The following is a 20,110-nucleotide window of genomic DNA, read 5'->3' on the forward strand; positions in this document are numbered from 1 at the left end:
TCTCCCTCCCGCTCAGGCGTTCTTCAGGCCGGCGAAGCTGCCGCCCTCGGCGGCGAGGCGCTTCAGGAGCGGCGCCGGCTCCTGGCTGTCGTCGCCGGTCTCGGCCGCGAAGCGGGTCAGCGCCTCGGCGATCGTCTTGAGACCCACCGTGTCGGCCCAGTGCATCGGGCCGCCGCGCCAGGCCGGCCAGTTGTAGCCGTTGATCCAGATCGTATCGATGTCGCCGGGCCGGGCCGCGATGCCCTCCTCCAGGATCCGCGCGCCCTCGTTGACCATCGGGTACATCAGCCGCGCGACGATCGCGTCGGCCGTGAAGCTGCGGCGGGCAACGCCGTGCTCGGCGGCGACCCGCGCGATCAGCGCCTCGACCTCGGGATCGCGCGTGCCGGTGCGGGCACCGTCCGGGTACAGGTAGAAGCCGCGGCCGGTCTTCTGGCCGAACCGGCCCTGCTCGGCGAGCGAGTCGGCGACGGGGGCCCGCCCGCCGAAATCCTTGCGCGAGCGCCAGCCGATATCGAGCCCCGCGAGATCGCCCATGGCGAAGGGCCCCATCCGGAAGCCGAAGCCGGTGACCGCCGCATCGACCTCGTGGGGCAGCGCGCCCTCGAGCAGCAGGCGCTCGCCGGCCCGGCTGCGACGCTCCAGCATGCGGTTGCCCACGAAGCCGAAGCAGACCCCCACCGCGACCGGAAGCTTGTTGAGGCGCTTGCCCAGGTCGAGGGCGGTGGCGAGCACCTCCGGCGCGGTCTTCTCGGCCCGGACCACCTCGACGAGGCGCATGACGTTGGCCGGGCTGAAGAAGTGCAGGCCGAGCACGTCCTGCGGCCGGTTCGTGACCGCCGCGATGGCGTTCACGTCGAGATAGGAGGTGTTGGTGGCCAGGATCGCGCCGGGCTTGGCGATCTGATCGAGCTCGGAAAAGATCCCGCGCTTGACGCCCATATCTTCGAAGGCCGCCTCGACGACGATGTCGGCCTCCCTGGCGTGCTCCAGACCGATCGCGCCGGTGATCCGGCCGACCCGCTCCTCGCGCTGGGCCTCGGTGATCGAGCCCCGCTTCGCCGAGCCGGCGTAGAGCGCCTTCACCCGGTCGAGGCCGCGCGTCAGGGCGCCCTCCTCCGTCTCGATCACCGTCACCGGGATGCCGGCATTGGCGAAGCACATGGCGATGCCGCCCCCCATCGTGCCGGCACCGATCACGGCGGCCGTGCGGATGGGGCGGCGCGGCGTGTCCTTCGGCAGGCCGGGCACCCGGGCGGCCTCGCGCTCGGCGAAGAAGGCGTAGCGCAGGGCCTTCGAGCGCGGATCCTCCACCAGGGCGCGGAACTCGGCCCGCTCCACCGCCAATGCGGCGTCGAAGTCCTGCTCCAGGCCGGCGCGCACCGCCCGCGCCAGGGCGTGGACGTTGGTGGCGTCGGGATCGCGCTTCACCGCCTCGGCGGCCTGCGCCTCGAACCGCTCCCGGGCCTCGGGCGTGAGCTTGCCGGAGCGGTCGCGCGCCCGCGGCAGCGTCCCCGCATCGGCGAGTTCCAGGGCGCGGGTCCGGGCCTCCGCCACGAGGTCGCCCAGCACCACGGCATCGACGATGCCGAGCGCCGCCGCCTTCTCGGCGGAAACCGGCTCGCCGGTGAGCATCATCGGGAAGGCGGCGTCGGGCCCGATCAGGCGCGGCAGGCGCTGCGTGCCCCCGGCGCCCGGGATGATCCCGAGCTTGATCTCCGGCAGGCCGATCCTGGCCGACGGGGCCGCGACGCGGCCGTGGCAGGCCATCGCCAGCTCCAGGCCGCCGCCGAGGGCCGCGCCGCCGATCGCCGCCACCACGGGCTTCGGGCTAGCATCGAGCCGGTCCAGGATGTCGGGAAGGCTCGGCGGGCGCTGCGGCTTGCCGAACTCGCCGATGTCGGCGCCGCCGACGAACACCTTGCCCTCGGCGGCCAGCACGACGGCGCGGACCGACACGTCCGCGATGACCTGCGTCAGGGCCTCGTCGAGGGCCGCCCGCAGCGCGGCGCCCAGCGCGTTGACCGGCGGGTTGGCGAGCGTGAGCACCGCCACCCCGCCATGGACCTCCTGACGAACCACCCGATGCTCCCTGATGTTCTGCAATGCAGAATGAACGTTCGCAATTCGGCGGGATGTTGGTCCGAGTGATCGCCAGCGTCAAGGACGGGCGGCACCGGTTCTCTCCGGGTCGCCGACCGTTCCGCAGTGCAGAAACTCCGCGGCTCGGCCGTTTGACCCAGGGCCCGGGGCCGTGGCATCACAACGGCCCTGGACGAGACTCGGTTGCGGACGCCGCCCGGCGCGCGAAAGCCGGGCTGCCGGGAGGCAGGGGGAGGATCGCGGTGCGCGGCAAGGATCGGGACGAGCGGCCCGGGGGCGCCTGTCCGGCGCCGGTTCTGGCGGCCGGGAGCGGGCGGTGAGCGACGGTCCCGAGCGAGACCCGGGCGGGCGCCTGCCCGAGATCCTGCGCGGCCGGCTCGCCCTGCCGGTGATCTGCGCCCCGATGTTCATCGTGTCCGGCCCGGAGCTGGTCATCGCCCAGTGCCTGTCCGGCGTGGTCGGTTCCTTCCCCGCGCTGAACGCCCGACCGGCCGAGCTCCTCGACGAGTGGCTCTCGCGGATCACGCAGACGCTCGCGCAGGCCCGCGCCGCGGACCCGTCGCGGCGGATCGCGCCGTTCGCGGTGAACCAGATCGTCCACGCCTCCAACGACCGGCTGGCCCAGGATGTCGAGGCCTGCGTCCGGCACCGGGTGCCGATCATCATCACGTCGCTGCGGGCGCCGGACGCCGTGATCCGCCCGGTGCACGCCTATGGCGGGGTGGTGTTCCACGACATCACCACCGTGCGCCACGCCGAGAAGGCCCTGGAGGCCGGCGTCGACGGGCTGATCCTGGTCTGCGCCGGGGCCGGGGGCCACGCCGGCACGCTGAGCCCCTTCGCCCTCGTCGGCGAGATCCGGCGGTTCTACGACGGTCCGCTGATCCTGTCGGGGGCGATCACCTCGGGCTCGGCGATCCTGGCGGCCCAGGCCATGGGCGCCGACCTCGCCTACATGGGCACCCGCTTCATCGCCACCCGGGAGGCGAACGCGGCGGTGGCCTACAAGGACATGATCGCCGGCAGCGCGGCCGCCGACATCCTCTACACCCCCTACTTCACGGGCGTGCCGGGCAACTACCTCACGCCGAGCATCCGCGCCGCCGGGCTCGATCCCGAGGCGCTGCCGGCGCGCGACAAGACCGCGATGAATTTCGGCAGCGGCAGCGTGAAGGCGTGGCGGGACGTCTGGGGCGCCGGCCAGGGCGTCGGCACCATCGCGGACGCGCCGGCGACCGCCGACCTCGTCGCCCGCCTCGCCCGGGAATACGCGGCGGCGCGGGCGCGGACGGCCGGCAGCGCGGCGGACTACGCGGCGGACCGCGCCGGCGGGGTCGCCCCGTGAGCGTCCGCGTCGCCGATCCGGAGCCCGGGATCCGGCTCGTCACGATCGACCGGCCGGAGCGACGCAACGCCCTCGACCGGGCGACCTACGCGGGCCTGACCGACGCCCTGGACACGGCGGGAAGGGACGCGGAGGTGCGCGCCCTCGTCTTCACCGGCGCGGGCGGCTGCTTCACCGCCGGCAACGATCTCAAGGATTTCCAGGACGTCGAGACCGCGGGCGCCAGCCCCGGCCTGACCTTCCTCAAGGCCCTGCGCGCCTGCCCGCTCCCGGTCGTGGCCGCCGTGGAGGGCCACGCGGTCGGCATCGGCACGACGCTGCTGCTCCACTGCGACCTCGCCTACGCGGGGGACGGGGCGCGGTTCCGCCTGCCGTTCACGGCCCTGGGCCTCAGTCCGGAGGGCGGGTCGAGTTACCTGCTGGCCCTGGTGGCGGGATCGAAGCGCGCCGCCGAGCTGCTGATGCTCGGCGAGCCCTTCACGGCCGCGGACGCCGCCGCGGCCGGCCTGATCAACGCCGCCGTCCCGGCCGGGACGGCCCTGGAGACCGCTCTGACCAAGGCGCGCGCGCTCGCCGCCCTGCCCCGGGTCTCGATCGCCGCCACCAAGCAGGCCCTGCGCCGCGGCCACGACGACAGCGTCGCCCGCGCCCTCGACGCGGAGGCGGAGGTCTTTCACGCCCTCCGCCGCGGTCCGGCGGCGCAGGCGGCCTTCGCGGCGTTCCTGCGCCGATGAGCGGGCCGATGGAGGCGGATGCGGGCCTGCGCACCGGATCCGACGGCGCCGAGCCCGACGCTGGCGGGTCCGACGCAGGCGGGTCCGGCGCGAAGGAGGACCGGCACTTCGTTACGGCGCTCGCCCGGGGACTGTCGGTGCTCGCCTGCTTCGGCCCGGGGCGCACGAGCCTCGCCAACCACGACATCGCGGAGGCCTGCGGGCTGCCGCGCTCCACCGTGTCGCGGCTGACCTACACGCTGACCAAGCTCGGCTACCTGCAGCACATGCCCGAGCTCGGCCGGTACCGCCTCGGCACCGCCACCATCGCGCTGAGCTCGGCCGCCCTGGGCGGTCTCGACGTCCGCGCCATCGCCCGGCCGGTGCTGCGCGCGGTCGCGGAGGCGGCCAACGCCTCGGTGGGGCTCGGGGTGCGCGACCGGCTCAGCATGCGCTACGTCGAGTGCCAGCGCGGCCCAGCGGCGATCTCGCTCAACCTTGACACCGGCTCGCGCATCTCGCTCGCCCGCAGCGCCATGGGCCGCGCCTACGTGGCGGTCTGCCCGGACCGGGAGCGCGCGGGCATCTACGAGGACCTGAAGGCGCTCGATCCCGTGGCCTGGCCGGCGCTGCGCGCCGGCCTCGACCGGGCGGTGGAGGAGCACCGGGACCTCGGCTGCTGCACCTCGTTCGGCGAGTGGCAGGAGACGGTCTGCGCCATCGCGGTGGGGTTCCATCCCGGCGGCGGCCTGCCGCCCATGGCGGTCAATTGCGGTGCCCCCACCGTCATCACCGACGCGCGCTTCCTCCTGGAGGTGGCGCGCCCGAAACTGATCGACGCCGTGCGCAGTCTCGACGGCGTCATGGGAGCCTGAGGACTTTCGCGATGGATGCCGTTGCCGACCTGCCGCTCGCCGGAATCCGCGTCCTCGACCTGTCCCGGGTCCTGGCCGGACCCTGGTGCGCGCAGGTGCTGGGCGATCTCGGCGCCGACGTGATCAAGGTCGAGCACCCGGAGCGCGGCGACGACACCCGCGACTGGGGCGTGCCGACGAGCCCCGGTAACACCTCGTATTTCGACAGCGTGAACCGCAACAAGCGCTCGATCGGCGTCGACCTCGCCACGCCGGACGGCCTGGCGATCGTGAAGGCTCTGGCCCGCGACAGCGACGTGCTGGTCCAGAACTTCAAGACCGGCGGGGCCGAGAAGCTCGGCCTCGGCTACGCGGCGCTCGCGGCGGAGAATCCCGGCCTGATCTACTGCTCGATCGCCGGCTACAGCTCCGACGGCTCGGAGGCCGGCCGGCCCGGCTACGATCTCGTGGTCCAGGGCGAATCCGGCGTGATGGCCCTCAACGGCGAGGCCGGGGGACCGCCGCTCAAGTTCGGGGTCGCGGCGGTCGACCTGTTCACCGGCCAGTTCGCCGCCCAGGCCGTGCTGGCGGCCCTGTACCAGCGGGAGCGGACCGGGCGCGGGCGGACCGTCGACCTCGCCCTGTTCGACTGCGGCGTGGCGCTGACCTCCTATTACGGCCTCGAGGCGCTCGCCCGCGGGATCGATCCGCCCCGCTACGGCAACGCCCACCCGTCGATCGTACCCTACGGGGTGTTCGAGGCCGGCGACGGGCCGGTGGTGATCACGGTCGGCAACAACGGGCAGTACCGCCGCTTCTGCGAGCAGGTGCTGGAGCGCCCGGACTGGGTCGCCGACCCGCGCTTCGCCAGCAATCTCGACCGGTCGCGCAACCGCGCCGCCTTCATCCCGGTGCTGGAGGCCGAGCTCGCCAAGTGGGAGCGCGCGCCGCTGATCGCGCGGCTCAGGGCCGCGGGCATCCCCTGCGGCGAGGTGATGGGCCTGCGCGAGGCGCTCACCTGCGACCGCGCCCGGGAGGCCGGGCTGGTGGTCGCGGCGTCGGAGAACGCCCACGTCATCGCCCCGCCCTACCGGCTCGACGGGCGCCGGCTGCCGGTGCGGCGGATGCCGCCGGGCCTCGGGGATTCGAGCGCCGAGATCCTGGCGGAGCAGCTGGAGTATCTGGAGGACGCGCGCGACGCGCTGCGGACCAGGGGCGTGGTCCGGTAGGCGGGCCGTCGCCTGCCGGCGCGTGCCGTGTCCCGGGCTAGCGCAGCACGCCCTCGGCGAGCGCCCGCTGGATACCCCGGACATCCGCGCCCTTCTTCAAGGTCCGCTGGATCGGCTCCGCCGCCCCCGAGACCCAGATCTTCAACTCGGCGTCGAGGTCGAACGTGCCGGCGGTCTCGACCGAGAAGCGCACGATCGCGCGGTACGGCACCGACAGGAACTCGACCTTGCTGCCGGTCACGCCCTGGACGTCGATCAGGATGACGCGGCGCTCGGTGAACACGAACACGTCCCGGATGATCTTGAAGGCGAGCCGCGCCGTCTCGCCCTCGATCAGGATGCCGGCGAGCCGGCGCTCCAGGGAGGCCGCGTCGACGGCCGAGCCGTGTCCGAGCAATCCGTCCAGAAGGCCCATGGCCGATCATCTCGTGCTGGTCCGCGTCGACGCGGAGCATGGCGTCTGGCCGTCGGCGCGGCAACCGCCCGGCGCGATCCGGTCCCCGATCCGGACCGCGATCCCGGTCGCGCGGCGTGCCTCGGGCATCGTCCGGGCGCCGACCAGGGGGCACGGATCATGGATGAGCGGCCGGAGAGCCGGAGCAGAGCTTCGATGAAGCAGTTTCATGAGGCTGCTTATCGGCGCGACGCCGGGCCCGGCGTCGCGCCCGGCGTCACGCGCAGCTCGAGGCGTCCGACGGCCCCCCGGGCCGACACCGGGCGTCGAAGCTCCGCGCGAGTTCGGCGAGGCTGACGGAACCGAGCCGCGCGACCAGGAGGGCCTCAGCCTCGCGCAGCGTGTCCTCGACCGCCTCGTTGACGACCTTCTCGACGGCGCAGGCCGGGTTCGCGCGATCGCTGCCGATCGCGAAGATGCGCGGACCGCCGACCGCGCGGTGGACGTCGAGCAACGAGACCGCGCTCAGGTCCGCCGCGATGGTCCATCCGCCGCCGTGCCCCTTCTCCGATTTCACGTAGCCCGCGTTCCGGAGCCCGGCCATCGTGCGGCGGACGACCACGGGGTTCGTCCCGAGCATCCGCCCGATCGCCTCGGACGTCATCGGTCCGTCGTGGCGCGCCATGTGAAGCAGCACATGGAGCGTTCGGGAGAGGCGGCTGTCGGTGCGCACCCGTCGATCCATCACACCGAACTCGGGATTGGCAACCGCGCGCCATCACGATACTTATCAAGTTGCGTGATGGCGAGGGTCGTGGCGATGCGCGAGTTCGAGAACCCGGATCGGTGGGACAAGGTCGCCGAGCACTACGCGACGACCGCCCACCCGTTCACGGCGCGCTTCGCCGAGGCGGCGCTCGCGCGAGTGCCGCTGACCGAAAGCAGCCGCGTCCTCGACGTCGCGGCCGGCACCGGCGCCCTCGCGCTGGCCGCGGCGCGGACGGGGGCGCAGGTCCTGGCGGTCGACTTCTCGCCGGGCATGGTCGCGCGCGTCGCCGGGGCGGGCTCGGCCAATGTCGAGGCGCGGGTCATGGACGGCCAGGCGCTCGCCCTTCCCGACGGCGGCTTCGACGCGGTGTTCTCGATCTTCGGGGTGATCATGTTCCCCGACTGGCGGAAGGGGCTCGCCGAGATGGCGCGCGTGACGCGGCCCGGGGGCTGGGGCATCGTCGCGACGTGGCAGGATCAGGGCGCGGCGACGTTCCTGCTGCTCGGCGAGATCCGCCGCCGGCTGTTCCCCGAGCGCGAGAGCCGGGCGATGCCCGAAGGGGTGCGGGTGCTCGGCGATCCGGCCGGGTTCACCCGGGAGATGGTCGCGGCCGGGTATGGACCGCCCCGGATCGAACGCGTGACCTTCGACTACGCCCTCGACGTCGCCCTGCTGGACGACCCCGACACGGTGTTCGGCCTGTCGCCGGACTGGGTCGACCTGAGTGCGGACGACCGGGCCGCGGTGACCGCGGAGGCGCGGCGCGTGGCGGGCGGCCGGCCCGTCCTGCCGATCCCCTCCACCGCGCTGATCGCCGTCGCGGAGCGGTGAGCGCCGCTTCGGTGCGAGACCTCCCGCCTCAACTGGACCCCTGCGCGTCCGCCAAGCGCGCCCGCGCGTCGTCCAGAACCCGGGTCAGGGCCGCGTCCCACGAGACCCGCGGCTGCCAGCCGGTGGCGGCGTGGAGGCGGCCGGCATCGCCCGCGGCCAGGGGAATCTCGGTCGGCCGCACCCGCTCCGGGGCGACGCGGATCTCGAACGGGACCCGGGCGCGGGCGCGCAGATCCTCGAGGACGCTGGCGATCGTCCGCGGCTGGCCCGAGCTGATATTGAAGACGCTCCCGTCCGCCAGGGAGTCCGCCCGGCCGATCAGGTCGGCATAGGCGTTCGCCACGTCGGCGACGTCGAGGAAGTCGCGGTAGGAGGAGAGATTGCCGACCTCCAGGCACGGCGGCACGAGGCCGGCCTCGATCCGGGCGATCTGGCCCGCGAAGGAGGCCACGACGAAGCGCTCGTCCTGGCCGGGGCCGATATGGTTGAACGGCCGCAGCACGACGAGCTTCACGCCGATCCGGGGCAGCAGGTCGCGGAGCAGCTGCTCGCCCACCCATTTCGACCGCGCGTAGGTGTTGCGCGGCAGCGGCTCGACCGCCTCGCTCAGGGCGTGGCCCGCCAGGAAGGCGCTGCCGTAGACTTCGCCGGAGCTGACGAAGAAGAAGGTGCAGCCCGGCACCGCCTCCACCGCGGCCACGAGGTTCATCAGGCCGTTGACGTTGACCCGCCACGTCTGGCCCGGACCGCTCGCGGAATCCGCCACCGAGGCGAGGCCCGCCAGGTGGAGGATCGCGGTCGGCCGGAACCGCGCCACGAAGCCGCCGAGCGCGGCCTCGTCGAGGAGGTCGATCGCCGCGTAGGTGACCCCCTCCGGCAGGCGCGGCGACCGCCCCCGCCCGATCCCGGCCACGCAGTCGCCCGCCCGCGCCGTCGACCCCGCCAGGAGCGGCAGCACGTGGCCGCCCACGAAGCCCGCCGCCCCGGTGACGAGGATGCGCCGCGCGGCGGGGCCGCCGGCCGCGTGGGGAGAGGGCGCGCTCACGGCGCGATCCGGGCGCGGGCCGTCACCTAGCCCGGGTTCCGGGTTCCCCAGCGCACGCCCATGCTGCCCTGTCCGGCGCCCGGCGAGCTGCCGGCATCGGCGCCGATCGCCGGGCCGGAGGCGGTCTTCGGTCGGTGCTGCGAGCCGGCCGCCAGGGGCTGCGACGCCATCGTGTCGGGCACCTCCGACAGGTACTCCTCGTCCCGATCGGTGGCGAACTGGCCGGCCTTGCGGAAGGTCCAGAGATAGCCCGGCACCACGGCCTCGGCGGCGGTCGGCGTGATCCCGATCCCCTCGAAGGTCCTGCCCTCGGCCTTGGCGGCCTCCGAGACGACGTTGTCGTTCTGGAGCAGGGTGACCTGATCGCGGGTCAGCTTCAGCGAGTCCGGCAGGAGGCCGAAGGTCAGGGTGTCGGCGATCTCCAGCATGCGTGCCTGGAGCTTGGCCGCCGGCACGGGCAGGTCCACGACCACCCGCTTCCGCCGGATCGTCTTCAGCATGTAGCGCACGAAGTGCTCGAGCGTGCCCACCTCCGGGCCGCCGAGTTCGTAGACCTTGCCGGGCGCGACGGTGCCGTCGACCGCGCGGGCGATCGCCTCGGCGACGTCGCCCACGAAGGCCGGCTGGAAGCGCGACTGGCCGCCGGCCAGCGGCAGGACCGGGAGCGCCCGGGCGAGGCCGGCGAAGCGGTTGAAGAAGCTGTCGCCGGGCCCGAAGATCAGCGAGGGCCGGAACACGACCGCGTCCGGGCAGGCGGCGAAGACCCGTGCCTCACCCTCCGCCTTGGTGCGCGCGTAGAGCGACGGCGAGGCCGGATCGGCGCCGATCGCCGAGACCTGGATCATCCGGGCGCCCTGGCGCGCCGCGGCGCGGGCGATCGCCTCGGCCCCGTCGACCTGCAGCCGTGCGAAGCTCTGGGAGCCTGTCTCCTGCAGGATGCCGACGAGGTTGATCAGCACGTCCGACCGCTCGGCGGCTCGGGCGACCGAATCCGGGTAGCGCAGGTTCGCCTGGACGGCGACGATCTGGTTGACCTTCCCCAGCGGCTGCAGGAACAGCGCGAGGTCCGGCCGGCGCACCGCGACGCGGATCCGGTAGCCGCGCTTCGCCAGCGCCCGCACCACGTGCCGGCCCAGGAAGCCGGAACCGCCGTAGATCGTCACGAGCTGGTCCTGGGGGCGCAGGGGACCCGGCGCGGCGACGGAACGCGTCTGCGGACTGGTGTGCGCCGTCGCGGACGCCGTCGTGTTGTCTTGGCCGCTCATCGCCGTGGTCTCGAGCTCCTCGCGCGCCCCGGGGCGCCGTCAGGCGGCCTACTTAGCCTAACTTCGGCGCGATGGGAGCCGCCGAATGCACCGCCGCGCCATTCCGGTGAACAGCGCGGCGCGGATGACCGCTGCCGGAGGCCCGAGCGCCGCCGGCGCGACGCTGGTCACAGCGCTGGAACGGGTGCGGCCGCCGTGCATTCTTCCCCACCATACGGCCCTGCCGAATCGCGCGGATGGGACGCGCCGGGGACTTCGATGATTGTAGGGATGCTCGTTTCCGCGGCGATCGCGGTGTTCGGTCTGCTGGTGGCGCTCGGGTATGTCGGCCACCCGATCGACGCGCAGCTCGTCAGCAACTACGGCTGGAGCATCCTGATCATCGGCGTCGCGCTGTTCGTTCTGTTCACCTGGGCCCGGTACAGCCGGACCCGCAGGCGGCGCTCCGCCTGACTCCGCGCCTCAGGCAACCTTGATCCGGCGGCGCATCTCCCGCGCCACGGCCGGGCGTCCGCTCGGCCGGCCGCTCACCGCCCGCGGCGCGCCCACGATCAGGCTCTGCCGCTCGCGCGCGATGAACGCCGTCGGCATCTCGGCCTGGAGGTCGGCCTCCATGTCGCGCAGCGCCGTGTCGGAATGGGCCGGGTGCAGGTGGATGATCCCGAGCGCCTTGACGCCCGCGTTCCGGGCGAGCTCCACGCCCTTCTGCCAGGTCGAGTGCCCCCAGCCCCGGCAGGTCGGATACTCCCCGTCGGTGAACATGCCGTCGTAGACCATCAGGTCGGCGTCGGCGACGAAGGCGGCGAGCTCCGGATCCGGCCACGGGTCGCTGTGCTCGATGTCGCTGATCAGGCACAGGCGCCGGCCGCCGTGCTCGAACCGGTACCCGACCGAGCCCTGCGGATGGTTCAGCATGATCGTGGCGACCCGCGTCCCGTCCGGGAAGACCAGGGTCTGGCCCGCCTCGAAGCCGTGGTGGTGAAAGGTGCAGCACAGCTTGTCGAGCGTAACCGGGAAGAGCGGCGGCGCGAACAGGCGGTCGAGGGTCGGCCCGGCCGATTCGCCGCCGAGGTTGCCGCAGTAGGTGTTGATGACCCGGTCGGGATCGAGGACCGCCGGCTTGAAGAAGGGCAGACCCGCGGTGTGGTCGAGATGCAGATGGCTGAACAGCAGGTCGACTTCCTGGGGCAGATCGGTCCGGTGACCCTGCCCGAGGTTGTAGATGCCCGAGCCCGCGTCGACGATGAACATGCGCTGGCCGCACCGCACCTCGATGCAGGGCGTGCTGCCGCCGAACTCGGCGTATTGCGGGCCGCTGACGGGCGTCGAGCCGCGGACGCCCCAGAAGCGGAGTGCGAGGTCCTGGTCGGCCGCCAGGATGGTCGGCTCGGAACTGTTCGACATGGCGATCACGAATCCGCGGACAGTCAGTCCCGATCACTTATGATCGAAACCCCGTCGCCGTTCCGGGAAGGTAGCTTTGAATACGGCAGGCCGACGGAGCAGGTGTACCGCTCATCCCCTGCCGTATCATGAATTGGTGTGCCGCACGCGGCCGTGATGTGCGTCCGCGCACACGCACGGGCCGCCGCGACGGGCCTTCGCATGCTCAGAGGGGCTCCGCGGCGGCCAGGAGACCGGCCGTCGATCCGGCCAGAATGGGGCGTCCGGCCGCCGATCCGGCGAGTCCCGCGGCCAGCCAGGACGGGAGTGCGTCGCTGTACCGCGTCGGGAGCGGCGCGACCAGCGCCCCGAACGGATCGGGCGCGCGCTCGTAGACCGGCACGAAGCCCGCCATCTGCCGCGGCGACAGGCCCGACTCGGGCGCGGCCCAGCCGGCCCAGACCGTGTCGGGCACCGGGCGATGGGCGCGGTGGCCCGGAACGACCACCACCTCCTGGCCGGCGAAGGCCAGGGCTTCCGGCCGGCTGATGTCCCCCACCGCCCCGCCCCGGGCCGTGTAGGCCGCCCAGAAGGCGTTCTGGCCGCCGTCGGAATAGGTGGTGCGGACGGCGGGCTCGCCCGCCTCGGCGAGCGCGGTCATCCGTGCCTCCTCGACCGCCCGGCGGGTGGTGACGGCCGCCTCGACGGCGGGATCCCGCGCGGGCGCGAAGGCGTAGCGGCCGGCGACCACCGAGACCTGCAGCTCCTCCCGGCTGACCTCGAACCGGTCGGAGCCGGCCTTGAGGTCCCGCCAGAAGGCGATGTTGGGATCGGTCCGGTGGCGGGCCATGTTCTCGGCCGTCATCCGGAACGGGTAGGACTGGAACTGGAAGGCCGCCTGCCCGCCGTTCAGCGCGTCCCGGGCGATGGCGTAGATCTCGCCGACCGTGCCGTTGGTCATGGCGAAGCAGCCCATGGACGAGCAGATCCCGTGCACCATCACGGCGGAGCCGGTGCCGCCATGGGCCCGGTCGTAGGCGTTGGGATAGCCGACGTCGAAGGACAGGTAGTAGTGTGAGTTCGGGTTCATCTGGCGCCGGGGCACGGCGTAGAACCCCTCCGGGGTCTGCCGGTCGCCGCTCCTGCGCTTCGGCCCGAGCTGGCCGGACCAGCGGCAGATCGGGAAGGTCTTGATGTAGACATAGCCCGCCGCGCCCTTCTTCCAGACCTCGATCTCCGATTCCTTCTTGTAGGCCCGGAACAGGACCGGCGAGGCGGCCGTCACGCCCTTCTGCGCCATCAGGGCGAGGGTCGCGGCCGGAATCGGCGCCTCGGCCTTGCCCGCCTGCGCGGCGGCCGGGCCTGCGAGGGCCAGCAGAACGAGGCCGGCGGCGAGAGGAAGCGAGGTCGACAGGGGCATGAACCGTCCGCGCTGGATCGGCCGGGATGGCTGCCGGACGGGCGCGGCCTCGCGACCTGACGGATTATTGCGGCGGCCGTGAGGCTGCGCGTCCGGTCCGTCCGGCGCCGCGACGGCGCGGCCGGACAACCGACGGTCACCCTCAGGCCGTCGGCGCCGGCTCCCGCTCGGGATCCGCCGGCACGGGCGCGACGACGGCGCTGTTCTCCACGGCGATCACCGCGTCGAACGGCGCGGCGCTCTCCGCGAGGCCCGTCTCGGGCAGGCAGACGATGAGGCCGCGCCCGGCCCGCGCCTGCCGCAGCTGGGCGAGCCGCTCGCGCGCGCCCTCGGCCTTGCGCTCGTCCATCGCGACCGCCACCACGAGGATGTCGGGGTCGCGGGCGAGGCACCGGCTCAGCTCGATCGCCACCCGCTCGCGGGCGTTGATCGCGCCGTCCGCCAGCGCCCCGGTGCTGGGCTGGATCTCGACCTTGCTGTCGAGGCCGAGGCCGTAGACCGAGGCCTCGAGGCCCTCGTCGGCCAGCACCCGGCGCACCAGCTCGCGCACCCGCGGCTCGGCATTGGCCTCGCCGAGACTGATCCGGCCGAACAGCAGGTTCTCCTCCAGGCTCGCGGCCGGATTGACCCGCGAGGGGTCGTGGAACACCACCGCGCCAGCGAGGTGGGGCGGCAGCATCCGGGCGAAGGACCGACGCGCCTGCACGAGGCGGTCCTCGAACAGGCCGTCGATCAGGCCGAAGCGGTGGCGGGACTCGTTGTAGCGCAGCGCGAGGCCGATCAGCCGCGTGCGGTCGCGCTGGCCCGCCGGCCCCCGGCGCAGGCTCGCCGCGCTGGGCAGGCGCACCACGAGATCCTCGAAATAGCCCCGCTCGGCCGCCTGGAACAGCGAGTAGGCGTCGAACAGGGGGTGGTCGTTGGGCAGGTCGGCGAAGATCTCCACCGTGCTGCGGGCGACCGACAGGCCGATCTCGGTGAGCGGGCGGACCAGCCCCTCGGCCTCCAGGACCGCCCGCAGGTAGGGGTGGCGGGCGAAGCGCAGGGGCGCGAAGGTGCCGCCCACCGGCTCGCCGAACAGGATGTTCTCGCCGATGCTCGCCTGGTTGTTGTAGCGGTCGGGATCGAAGGGCTCGACGAGGCGCTCGGCGCCCTTGGCGGCCAGCGCCACCCGCATGGTCCGGCGGGCGGTGACGATCGCGGCGGCGAGCCGCGGCTGGGCGGCCGGATCGAGCCGCCCGGTCAGACCGCGGGCGTACACGAAGCCGTCGAGGCCGGTGAGCCGGCTGATGCCGATCAGCGCGATGTCGTCGGGGGCGGTCGCCGGATCGGTTCCGTAGAGCAGGTTCTGGCGGAGGGAGCCCTCCATCAGGATCGCCTCGCCCGACGTGAAGGCGATCCGCCGGGCGCGCTCGGCGGCGTCGAAGTCGCGCAGGTCCGTACCCGCGTAGGTGACGGCACCGGCCGTCGGCTCGACCTGCCCGGCCAGCACCGCCGCCAGCGCGCGGGCGCCGCTGCCGCGGCTGCCCGTGATCGCCACGTGGCCCGGCATCGACACGGCGACGTCGACGCCGGTCAGGCGCTCGCCCGTGGCCGGGTCGAAGGCACCGACGCCCTCGGTGGCCAGGATCCCGGACCGGGGCAGCGGCAGGGCGGTGGCCCCGGTCCGGGCGGCCCGTGCCCGCCGGCCCTCCAGGGCCGCGATGGTGCGGGCGAGGTCGCGCAGGCGCGGGCGCACCGACCTGCGGACCATCCAGAGCCGCGCGCAGATCGCGGCGAGCCAGCCGGCGAGGCCGAAGGCGCCCACGGCCGCCACGAGGGCGGCCGGATCCACCGGCGCCGCGGGCGGCTGGCCCGGCCCCGAGCGCCAGAGCGCGGTGCCGGCGGCGATCGCCGGCAGGATCACCGCCAGGGCCAGGGCGGGCGCCCGGGCATAGGCCAGCCGCGCCTCGGCCCGCCCGACATTGGTCCGCATCGCGGCGACGCGGGCGGCGATGCGCCGGCGCTCGATGGCCGCTGCCCCGTGGTTGCGCACGGCGGGCAGCCGCCGGACGAGGTCGTTCAGGCTCTCCTCCGCGCGCGCGCTCGAGCGCAGGCGCAGCTCCTGCCGGTCGCGCGCGCGCTCGAGCACCAGCCCGTAGGCGAGGCCGATCGCCGCGAGGCCGATCACCGCCGCGGGGACCAGCCGGGGCGCGGCGAGCGCCGCGAAGCCGAGGGCCAGGATCAGCGCCGCGAGGGTCATCGCCGGCAGGACGATGCCGGCCGCGAGCAGGCGGTCGGCCCGGGCCAGCACCTCGCCGACGATCCGGGTGAGGCCGCGCGCCTCGTCCCGGGCTCCCGCCGGCGCGTCGAGGATCGCCTGCAGCACGCCCTCGCGGACGGCGTCCCCGGCCTTGTTCTGCGCCTTGAAGCACAGGCGCGCCACGAACCAGCCGACACCCGCCAGCGCCAGGGCGCAGACCGCGATGCACAGGAAGGCCGTGAGTTCGAGCTCGGCGGGGCGCATCGGCATGCCGGGGACGAGCACCAGTTCCCCGCCCGGGAGTTGCGCCGCCACGCGCAGGAACGGGAGCACCGGCGCCTCGTCGCGCGGCAGGACCGCGATCAGGTCGCGCAGGCACAGGAGCGCGAGGGCGCAGAGCGGCGCGCCGATCCCGACCGCGAGGGCCGCCGCGACGGTGTGCTGGGGCCGCGCGGCGCGCCACGTCAGGAGGAGAGGATCGGATTCCATGCGTCTCCGGACAGGATCGGGCGTCGGGACCGTCGCGGGGGAATAGGCTCTAGCGCCGGTCACGGGAAGTGCCGCGGCAGATGTGGCGGGGCCTGCCGCGGGCCTCGGCCAGCCCTGCCGCGGGCCGCTGCGACATGTCGGCCGGCCTGTTTCCGGTCGTGGCCCTGGTTTGGAAGCGCTCCAGCGTTAAAACCATCGGGCACGATGGGGCGCGGCGCCGCCGGGGCTCGGTTCCGCGAGGCTCGGGCCCGCGGCGCCGCGGGCGCCCCGGTTCCCTTCGCGCGGGCGTCCGGCGCGCCGCACGATGTCGACCGGGACCAGAGGGTGAGGCGAGGCTTGCGGCGAGGGGCTGAGACGACCGAGCGCCATCTCACGGCCGTCGCCAGGCGCGGGCCGGCCTGATGGCGCAGCTGTTCACTCCCGGGGCCGACGCGCTCTACCGCCTCGCCCTGATGACCGGCGTCGCCTGCCTGGTGGGTCTCCCGGTCCTGGCGGCCGGGATCGTGCGCTCGAACTACGTCACGGGCGTCGGGATCGCGCCGGCGCAGCCGCTGCCGTTCAGCCACAAGCACCATTCCGGCGAGCTCGGCATCCAGTGCCGCTACTGCCACACCACGGTCGACCGGGAGGCCACCGCCGGGATCCCGCCGACTCACACCTGCATGACCTGCCACTCGCAGATCTGGACCGGCTCCGAGATGCTCAAGCCGGTGCGCGACAGCTACGCGCAGGACAAGCCGCTGGAGTGGAAGCGGCTGAACAAGCTGCCGCAATACGTCTACTACAACCACTCGGTCCACGTGACGAAGGGGATCGGCTGCTCGACCTGCCACGGCGACGTCACGTCGATGCAGATGACCTACCGGGCCAACGCCTTCGAGATGCAGTTCTGCCTCGACTGCCACCGGGCCCCGGAGAAATACGTCCGCACGCCGGATCAGGTCTGGAACATGACCTGGAAGCCGCCGTCCGACCAGGCGACCCTGGGCCCGAAGCTCGTGGCCCAGTACCATATCCGCGGCGGGGAGCGGCTGACCGAATGCGGGATCTGCCACCGATGACCGGCGCCCCCGACATCGCGGCCCTGCGCGAGAAACTCGCCGGCGGCGACGGGCCGCGCTTCTGGCGCAGCCTCGACGCCGTGGCCGACAGCCCGGAGTTCCGCGCCTATCTGGCGGCCGAGTTCCCGTCGGCGTCCCGGCTCGCCGCCGCCCCGGAGCGGCGCGGCTTCCTGAAGCTCATGGCCGCGTCCTTCGCGCTGGGCGGCCTCACCGCCTGCGGCGGCGGAGGCGGCCGCGACTACGAGGTGCCCTACGTCAACCAGCCCGAGCGGATCGTGCCGGGCACGGACCTGTCCTACGCCTCCTCGGCCCTGTTCGACGGCTTCGGCAACGGCATCCTGGTCACCACCCGCAACGGCCGCCCCCTGAAGATCGAGGGCAATCCCGAGCATCCCTGGAGCCGCGGCGGCACGGACGTGCTGGCCCAGGCCTCGGTCCTCGGGCTCTACGACCCGTTCCGCTCCCAGGCGGTGCAGCATCTCGGCCGGCCGAGTTCCTGGGCGGCGTTCCGGGCGGACCTGCAGACGCGGATGCCGGGCTGGCGCGCGGGCCGCGGCGAGGGCCTCGCCCTGCTCACCGGCCCGGTGACGTCGCCGGGCGTGGCGGCCCAGATCGCGCGGCTGCGGGCCGCCTACCCGGCTTCGCGCTGGTACACCGGCGCCGGGGCGGGGCGCGCCGGGATCTACGAGGGCGCCCGCCAGGCCTACGGCCGGCCGCTGGAGACGATCCCGGATTTCGGCCGCGCCCGCACCATCGTGGCGCTGGACGGCGATTTTCTGGACCTCGGGCCCGGCCAGGTCGGCCTGTCGCGGCGCTGGAGCGAGGCGCGGCGCGCGGCCTACGCGGAGGGCCGCCTCCTCACCCTGCACGCGGCGGCGCCGACCCCGACGCTGACCAGCGCCAAGGCGGATCGCGGCCTCGTGGTCCCGGCCGGCCGGCTGGAGGACCTCGCCCGGGACCTGCTCGCCCTGGCCGCCGGCGGCGCGGCCCCTGCGGGCGACGATCCCGTCGCGCGCTGGACGCGGAGCGCCGGGACGGCGCTCGCCGGGGCCCGGGGAAGCGGCATCGTCACCGCCGGCCTGACCGCGAGCCCCGAGTTGCACGCGCTGGTCCACCGCCTCAACGGCGCCCTCGGCAACACCGGCGCGACCCTGGTCCACACGGCGCCCGCGGAGGAGACCGGCGCCGGGACCCTGGCGGAGCTCGCGGAGGCGATGGATCGGGGCGCCGTCCAGGTGCTCGTCGTGCTCGGCGCCAATCCGGTCTACGAGGCGCCGGGCGCCCTCGATTTCGCCGCCCGGATGGCGCGCGTGCCGCTCAAGATCCACGCGGGGCTCTACTACGACGAGACCGGCGCGCACGCCGACTGGCACCTGCCCGCCGCCCACCCGCTGGAATCCTGGGGCGACATCCGATCCCTCGACGGGACGGTGGGGCTGATCCAGCCGACCGTCGCGCCCCTGTACAACGGCCGCACGCCGGCGGAGATGCTGGCCTTCCTGGCCGGCGGTGAGGGTGGGGAGAGCGGCCAGGACGCGCTGGGCCTCCTCAAGGCGCAGGCGCGGAATGCCGGCGAGGACGACGCGGCTCTCGAAACCCGCTTCACGGAAGCCCTGCGCCTCGGCTTCTGGGCGGGCAGCGCGCGCCCGGCCGAGACCGTCGCGCTGACGCAGGCCGCGGCCCCCGCGGCCGCTCCATCCCCCGCGCCCGCGGGCGAGGTCGAGGTGCTGTTCCGGCCCGATCCGACGATCTGGGACGGCACCCATGCCGACCTCGCGTGGCTGCAGGAGCTCCCGAAGCCCCTGACCAAGGTGGTCTGGGAGAATGTGGTCGCGGTGAGCCCGCGCCTCGCCGAGCGCGAGGGGATCGCGACGGGCGACATCCTGCGGGTCGAGGCCGGCGGCCGCGCCGTCGAGGGGCCGGCCTGGATCCTGCCCGGCCAGGCCGAAGCCAGCGTCACCCTCACCCTCGGCTACGGTCGCGACGTGCCGGACCACCTCGCCCGCGGCCTCGGCTACGATTCCGCGCCCCTGCGCCCGGCCGGTTCGACCTGGCGGCTCGCCGGCGCCCGGCTGACGAAGACCGGCCGCGCGCGCAAGCCGGTGACAACCCAGCATCTTGGCACGATGGAGGGGCAGGATCTCGTGCGCGTGCAGGTCCTGGGCGCCGCGCCCGCGGGCGATCCCAAGGGCGCGCCGGCCCCCGCCTCGTTCTACCCGCCCCCGGAGAGCCAGGATCGCTGGGTCGCCGCGCAATGGGGCATGGCCATCGACCTCGACGCCTGCATCGGCTGCAACGCCTGCGTCACCGCCTGCCAAGCGGAGAACAACATCCCCGTGGTCGGGCGCGAGGAGGTCGCTCTCGGCCGGTGGATGGGCTGGCTGCGGGTCGACCGCTACTACGCGGGCGCGCTCGACGCGCCGACGACGCATTTCCAGCCGGTGCCCTGCATGCATTGCGAGCAGGCGCCCTGCGAGCTCGGCTGCCCCGTGGAGGCGACGCTCCACGACAGCGAGGGCCTGAACCTGCAGGTCTACAACCGCTGCGTCGGCACCCGGACCTGCCAGAGCTACTGCCCCTACAAGGTCCGCCGCTTCAACTACCGCGACTATACCGGCGGCATGACCCCGGTGGAGCAGCAGCAGCGCAATCCCGAGGTCACGGTCCGGTCCCGCGGCGTGATGGAGAAATGCACCTACTGCATCCAGCGGATCACGGCCGCCCGGATCACCTCCGCCAAGGATGCCCACGCGCCGATCCCCGACGGGACCGTCGAGACCGCCTGCCAGGGCGCCTGCCCGACCCGGGCGATCACCTTCGGCAACGTCGCCGACCCTGGGAGCCAGGTCTCGGCCGCCCGCAGGGACACGCGGGAATACGCGCTCCTCGGCCACCTGAACACGCGGCCGCGCACCACCTACCTCGCCGGGCTCGCGCCCGCCGCGGACTCGGACGGACGGGAGGGCTGAG

16 protein-coding genes are annotated in these 20,110 nt (G+C 73.9%); 8 read left to right on the forward strand and 8 right to left on the reverse strand.

Annotation, left to right across the window (positions count from 1 at the left end):
• Positions 1-12 precede the first annotated feature (12 nt).
• Positions 13-2,082: a 3-hydroxyacyl-CoA dehydrogenase NAD-binding domain-containing protein gene (locus ME121_RS09215; protein WP_059408713.1), complete on the reverse strand. Its 2,070-nt coding sequence runs from the start codon at positions 2,080-2,082 to the stop codon at positions 13-15.
• Between the two features lie 337 nt (positions 2,083-2,419).
• On the opposite strand from ME121_RS09215, the gene ME121_RS09220 reads away from it, so the two are divergent.
• From ME121_RS09220 to ME121_RS09235, 4 genes are read left to right on the forward strand one after another with little or no spacing between them, the layout of a single operon-like run.
• A complete protein-coding gene (locus ME121_RS09220) occupies positions 2,420-3,448 on the forward strand; it encodes an NAD(P)H-dependent flavin oxidoreductase (protein ID WP_179239973.1) in 1,029 nt (342 codons plus the stop codon).
• Positions 3,445-4,182, forward strand: coding sequence for an enoyl-CoA hydratase-related protein (locus ME121_RS09225; protein WP_053620895.1), 738 nt, complete (start codon positions 3,445-3,447; stop codon positions 4,180-4,182). Before ME121_RS09220 ends, ME121_RS09225 begins: the two co-directional genes overlap by 4 nt.
• Before the next feature lie 8 nt (positions 4,183-4,190).
• Complete coding sequence (locus tag ME121_RS09230) at positions 4,191-5,036, forward strand: IclR family transcriptional regulator (RefSeq protein WP_012318057.1); 846 nt, start codon at positions 4,191-4,193, stop codon at positions 5,034-5,036.
• An 11-nt stretch (positions 5,037-5,047) separates the two neighbouring features.
• On the forward strand, positions 5,048-6,244 hold the full coding sequence (locus ME121_RS09235) for a CaiB/BaiF CoA transferase family protein (RefSeq protein ID WP_059408714.1): 1,197 nt from the start codon (positions 5,048-5,050) through the stop codon (positions 6,242-6,244).
• Positions 6,245-6,281: 37 nt separating this feature from the next.
• Here the strand turns inward: ME121_RS09235 and ME121_RS09240 are convergent, their stop codons facing one another.
• Together ME121_RS09240 and ME121_RS09245 are read right to left on the reverse strand one after the other, a co-directional pair.
• Positions 6,282-6,659 carry a PH domain-containing protein gene (locus ME121_RS09240; protein ID WP_012318055.1) on the reverse strand — a complete coding sequence of 126 codons (378 nt, stop codon included), beginning with the start codon at positions 6,657-6,659 and terminating at the stop codon, positions 6,282-6,284.
• 256 nt (positions 6,660-6,915) lie between these two features.
• Positions 6,916-7,371: an Rrf2 family transcriptional regulator gene (locus tag ME121_RS09245; RefSeq protein ID WP_024830817.1), complete on the reverse strand. Its 456-nt coding sequence runs from the start codon at positions 7,369-7,371 to the stop codon at positions 6,916-6,918.
• A gap of 87 nt (positions 7,372-7,458) precedes the next feature.
• Between ME121_RS09245 and ME121_RS09250 the strand changes: the two genes are divergently transcribed.
• Positions 7,459-8,238 carry a class I SAM-dependent methyltransferase gene (locus ME121_RS09250; RefSeq protein WP_012318053.1) on the forward strand — a complete coding sequence of 260 codons (780 nt, stop codon included), beginning with the start codon at positions 7,459-7,461 and terminating at the stop codon, positions 8,236-8,238.
• Between the two features lie 28 nt (positions 8,239-8,266).
• Here the strand turns inward: ME121_RS09250 and ME121_RS09255 are convergent, their stop codons facing one another.
• Both ME121_RS09255 and ME121_RS09260 read right to left on the reverse strand, forming a co-directional pair.
• Positions 8,267-9,283: a GDP-mannose 4,6-dehydratase gene (locus ME121_RS09255; RefSeq protein WP_012318052.1), complete on the reverse strand. Its 1,017-nt coding sequence runs from the start codon at positions 9,281-9,283 to the stop codon at positions 8,267-8,269.
• Positions 9,284-9,309: 26 nt separating this feature from the next.
• A complete protein-coding gene (locus ME121_RS09260; protein WP_029360442.1) occupies positions 9,310-10,548 on the reverse strand; it encodes a complex I NDUFA9 subunit family protein in 1,239 nt (412 codons plus the stop codon).
• A 270-nt stretch (positions 10,549-10,818) separates the two neighbouring features.
• Here ME121_RS09260 and ME121_RS09265 point away from each other — a divergent pair, with 270 nt between their 5' ends.
• Complete coding sequence (locus tag ME121_RS09265) at positions 10,819-11,001, forward strand: hypothetical protein (protein ID WP_106427812.1); 183 nt, start codon at positions 10,819-10,821, stop codon at positions 10,999-11,001.
• Between the two features lie 9 nt (positions 11,002-11,010).
• Here the strand turns inward: ME121_RS09265 and ME121_RS09270 are convergent, their stop codons facing one another.
• From ME121_RS09270 to ME121_RS09280, 3 genes are all read right to left on the reverse strand, one after another.
• Complete coding sequence (locus ME121_RS09270) at positions 11,011-11,952, reverse strand: MBL fold metallo-hydrolase (RefSeq protein WP_058606991.1); 942 nt, start codon at positions 11,950-11,952, stop codon at positions 11,011-11,013.
• 205 nt (positions 11,953-12,157) lie between these two features.
• Positions 12,158-13,351 (reverse strand): L,D-transpeptidase family protein, encoded by a 1,194-nt coding sequence (locus ME121_RS09275; RefSeq protein ID WP_059408715.1) that lies wholly within the window; start codon positions 13,349-13,351, stop codon positions 12,158-12,160.
• Positions 13,352-13,493: 142 nt separating this feature from the next.
• Positions 13,494-16,079, reverse strand: coding sequence for a P-loop NTPase family protein (locus ME121_RS09280; RefSeq protein ID WP_059408716.1), 2,586 nt, complete (start codon positions 16,077-16,079; stop codon positions 13,494-13,496).
• 401 nt (positions 16,080-16,480) lie between these two features.
• On the opposite strand from ME121_RS09280, the gene ME121_RS09285 reads away from it, so the two are divergent.
• Positions 16,481-17,140 (forward strand): cytochrome c3 family protein, encoded by a 660-nt coding sequence (locus ME121_RS09285; RefSeq protein WP_012318046.1) that lies wholly within the window; start codon positions 16,481-16,483, stop codon positions 17,138-17,140.
• Entirely contained in the window at positions 17,137-20,109 is a 2,973-nt protein-coding gene (locus ME121_RS09290; protein ID WP_059408717.1) for a TAT-variant-translocated molybdopterin oxidoreductase, read from the forward strand. The genes ME121_RS09285 and ME121_RS09290 overlap by 4 nt, the downstream gene beginning before the upstream one ends.
• Position 20,110 lies beyond the last annotated feature (1 nt).

Origin of the sequence: Methylobacterium sp. ME121 (assembly GCF_000974725.1) — a bacterium.
In the GTDB taxonomy this organism is placed as follows: domain Bacteria; phylum Pseudomonadota; class Alphaproteobacteria; order Rhizobiales; family Beijerinckiaceae; genus Methylobacterium; species Methylobacterium radiotolerans.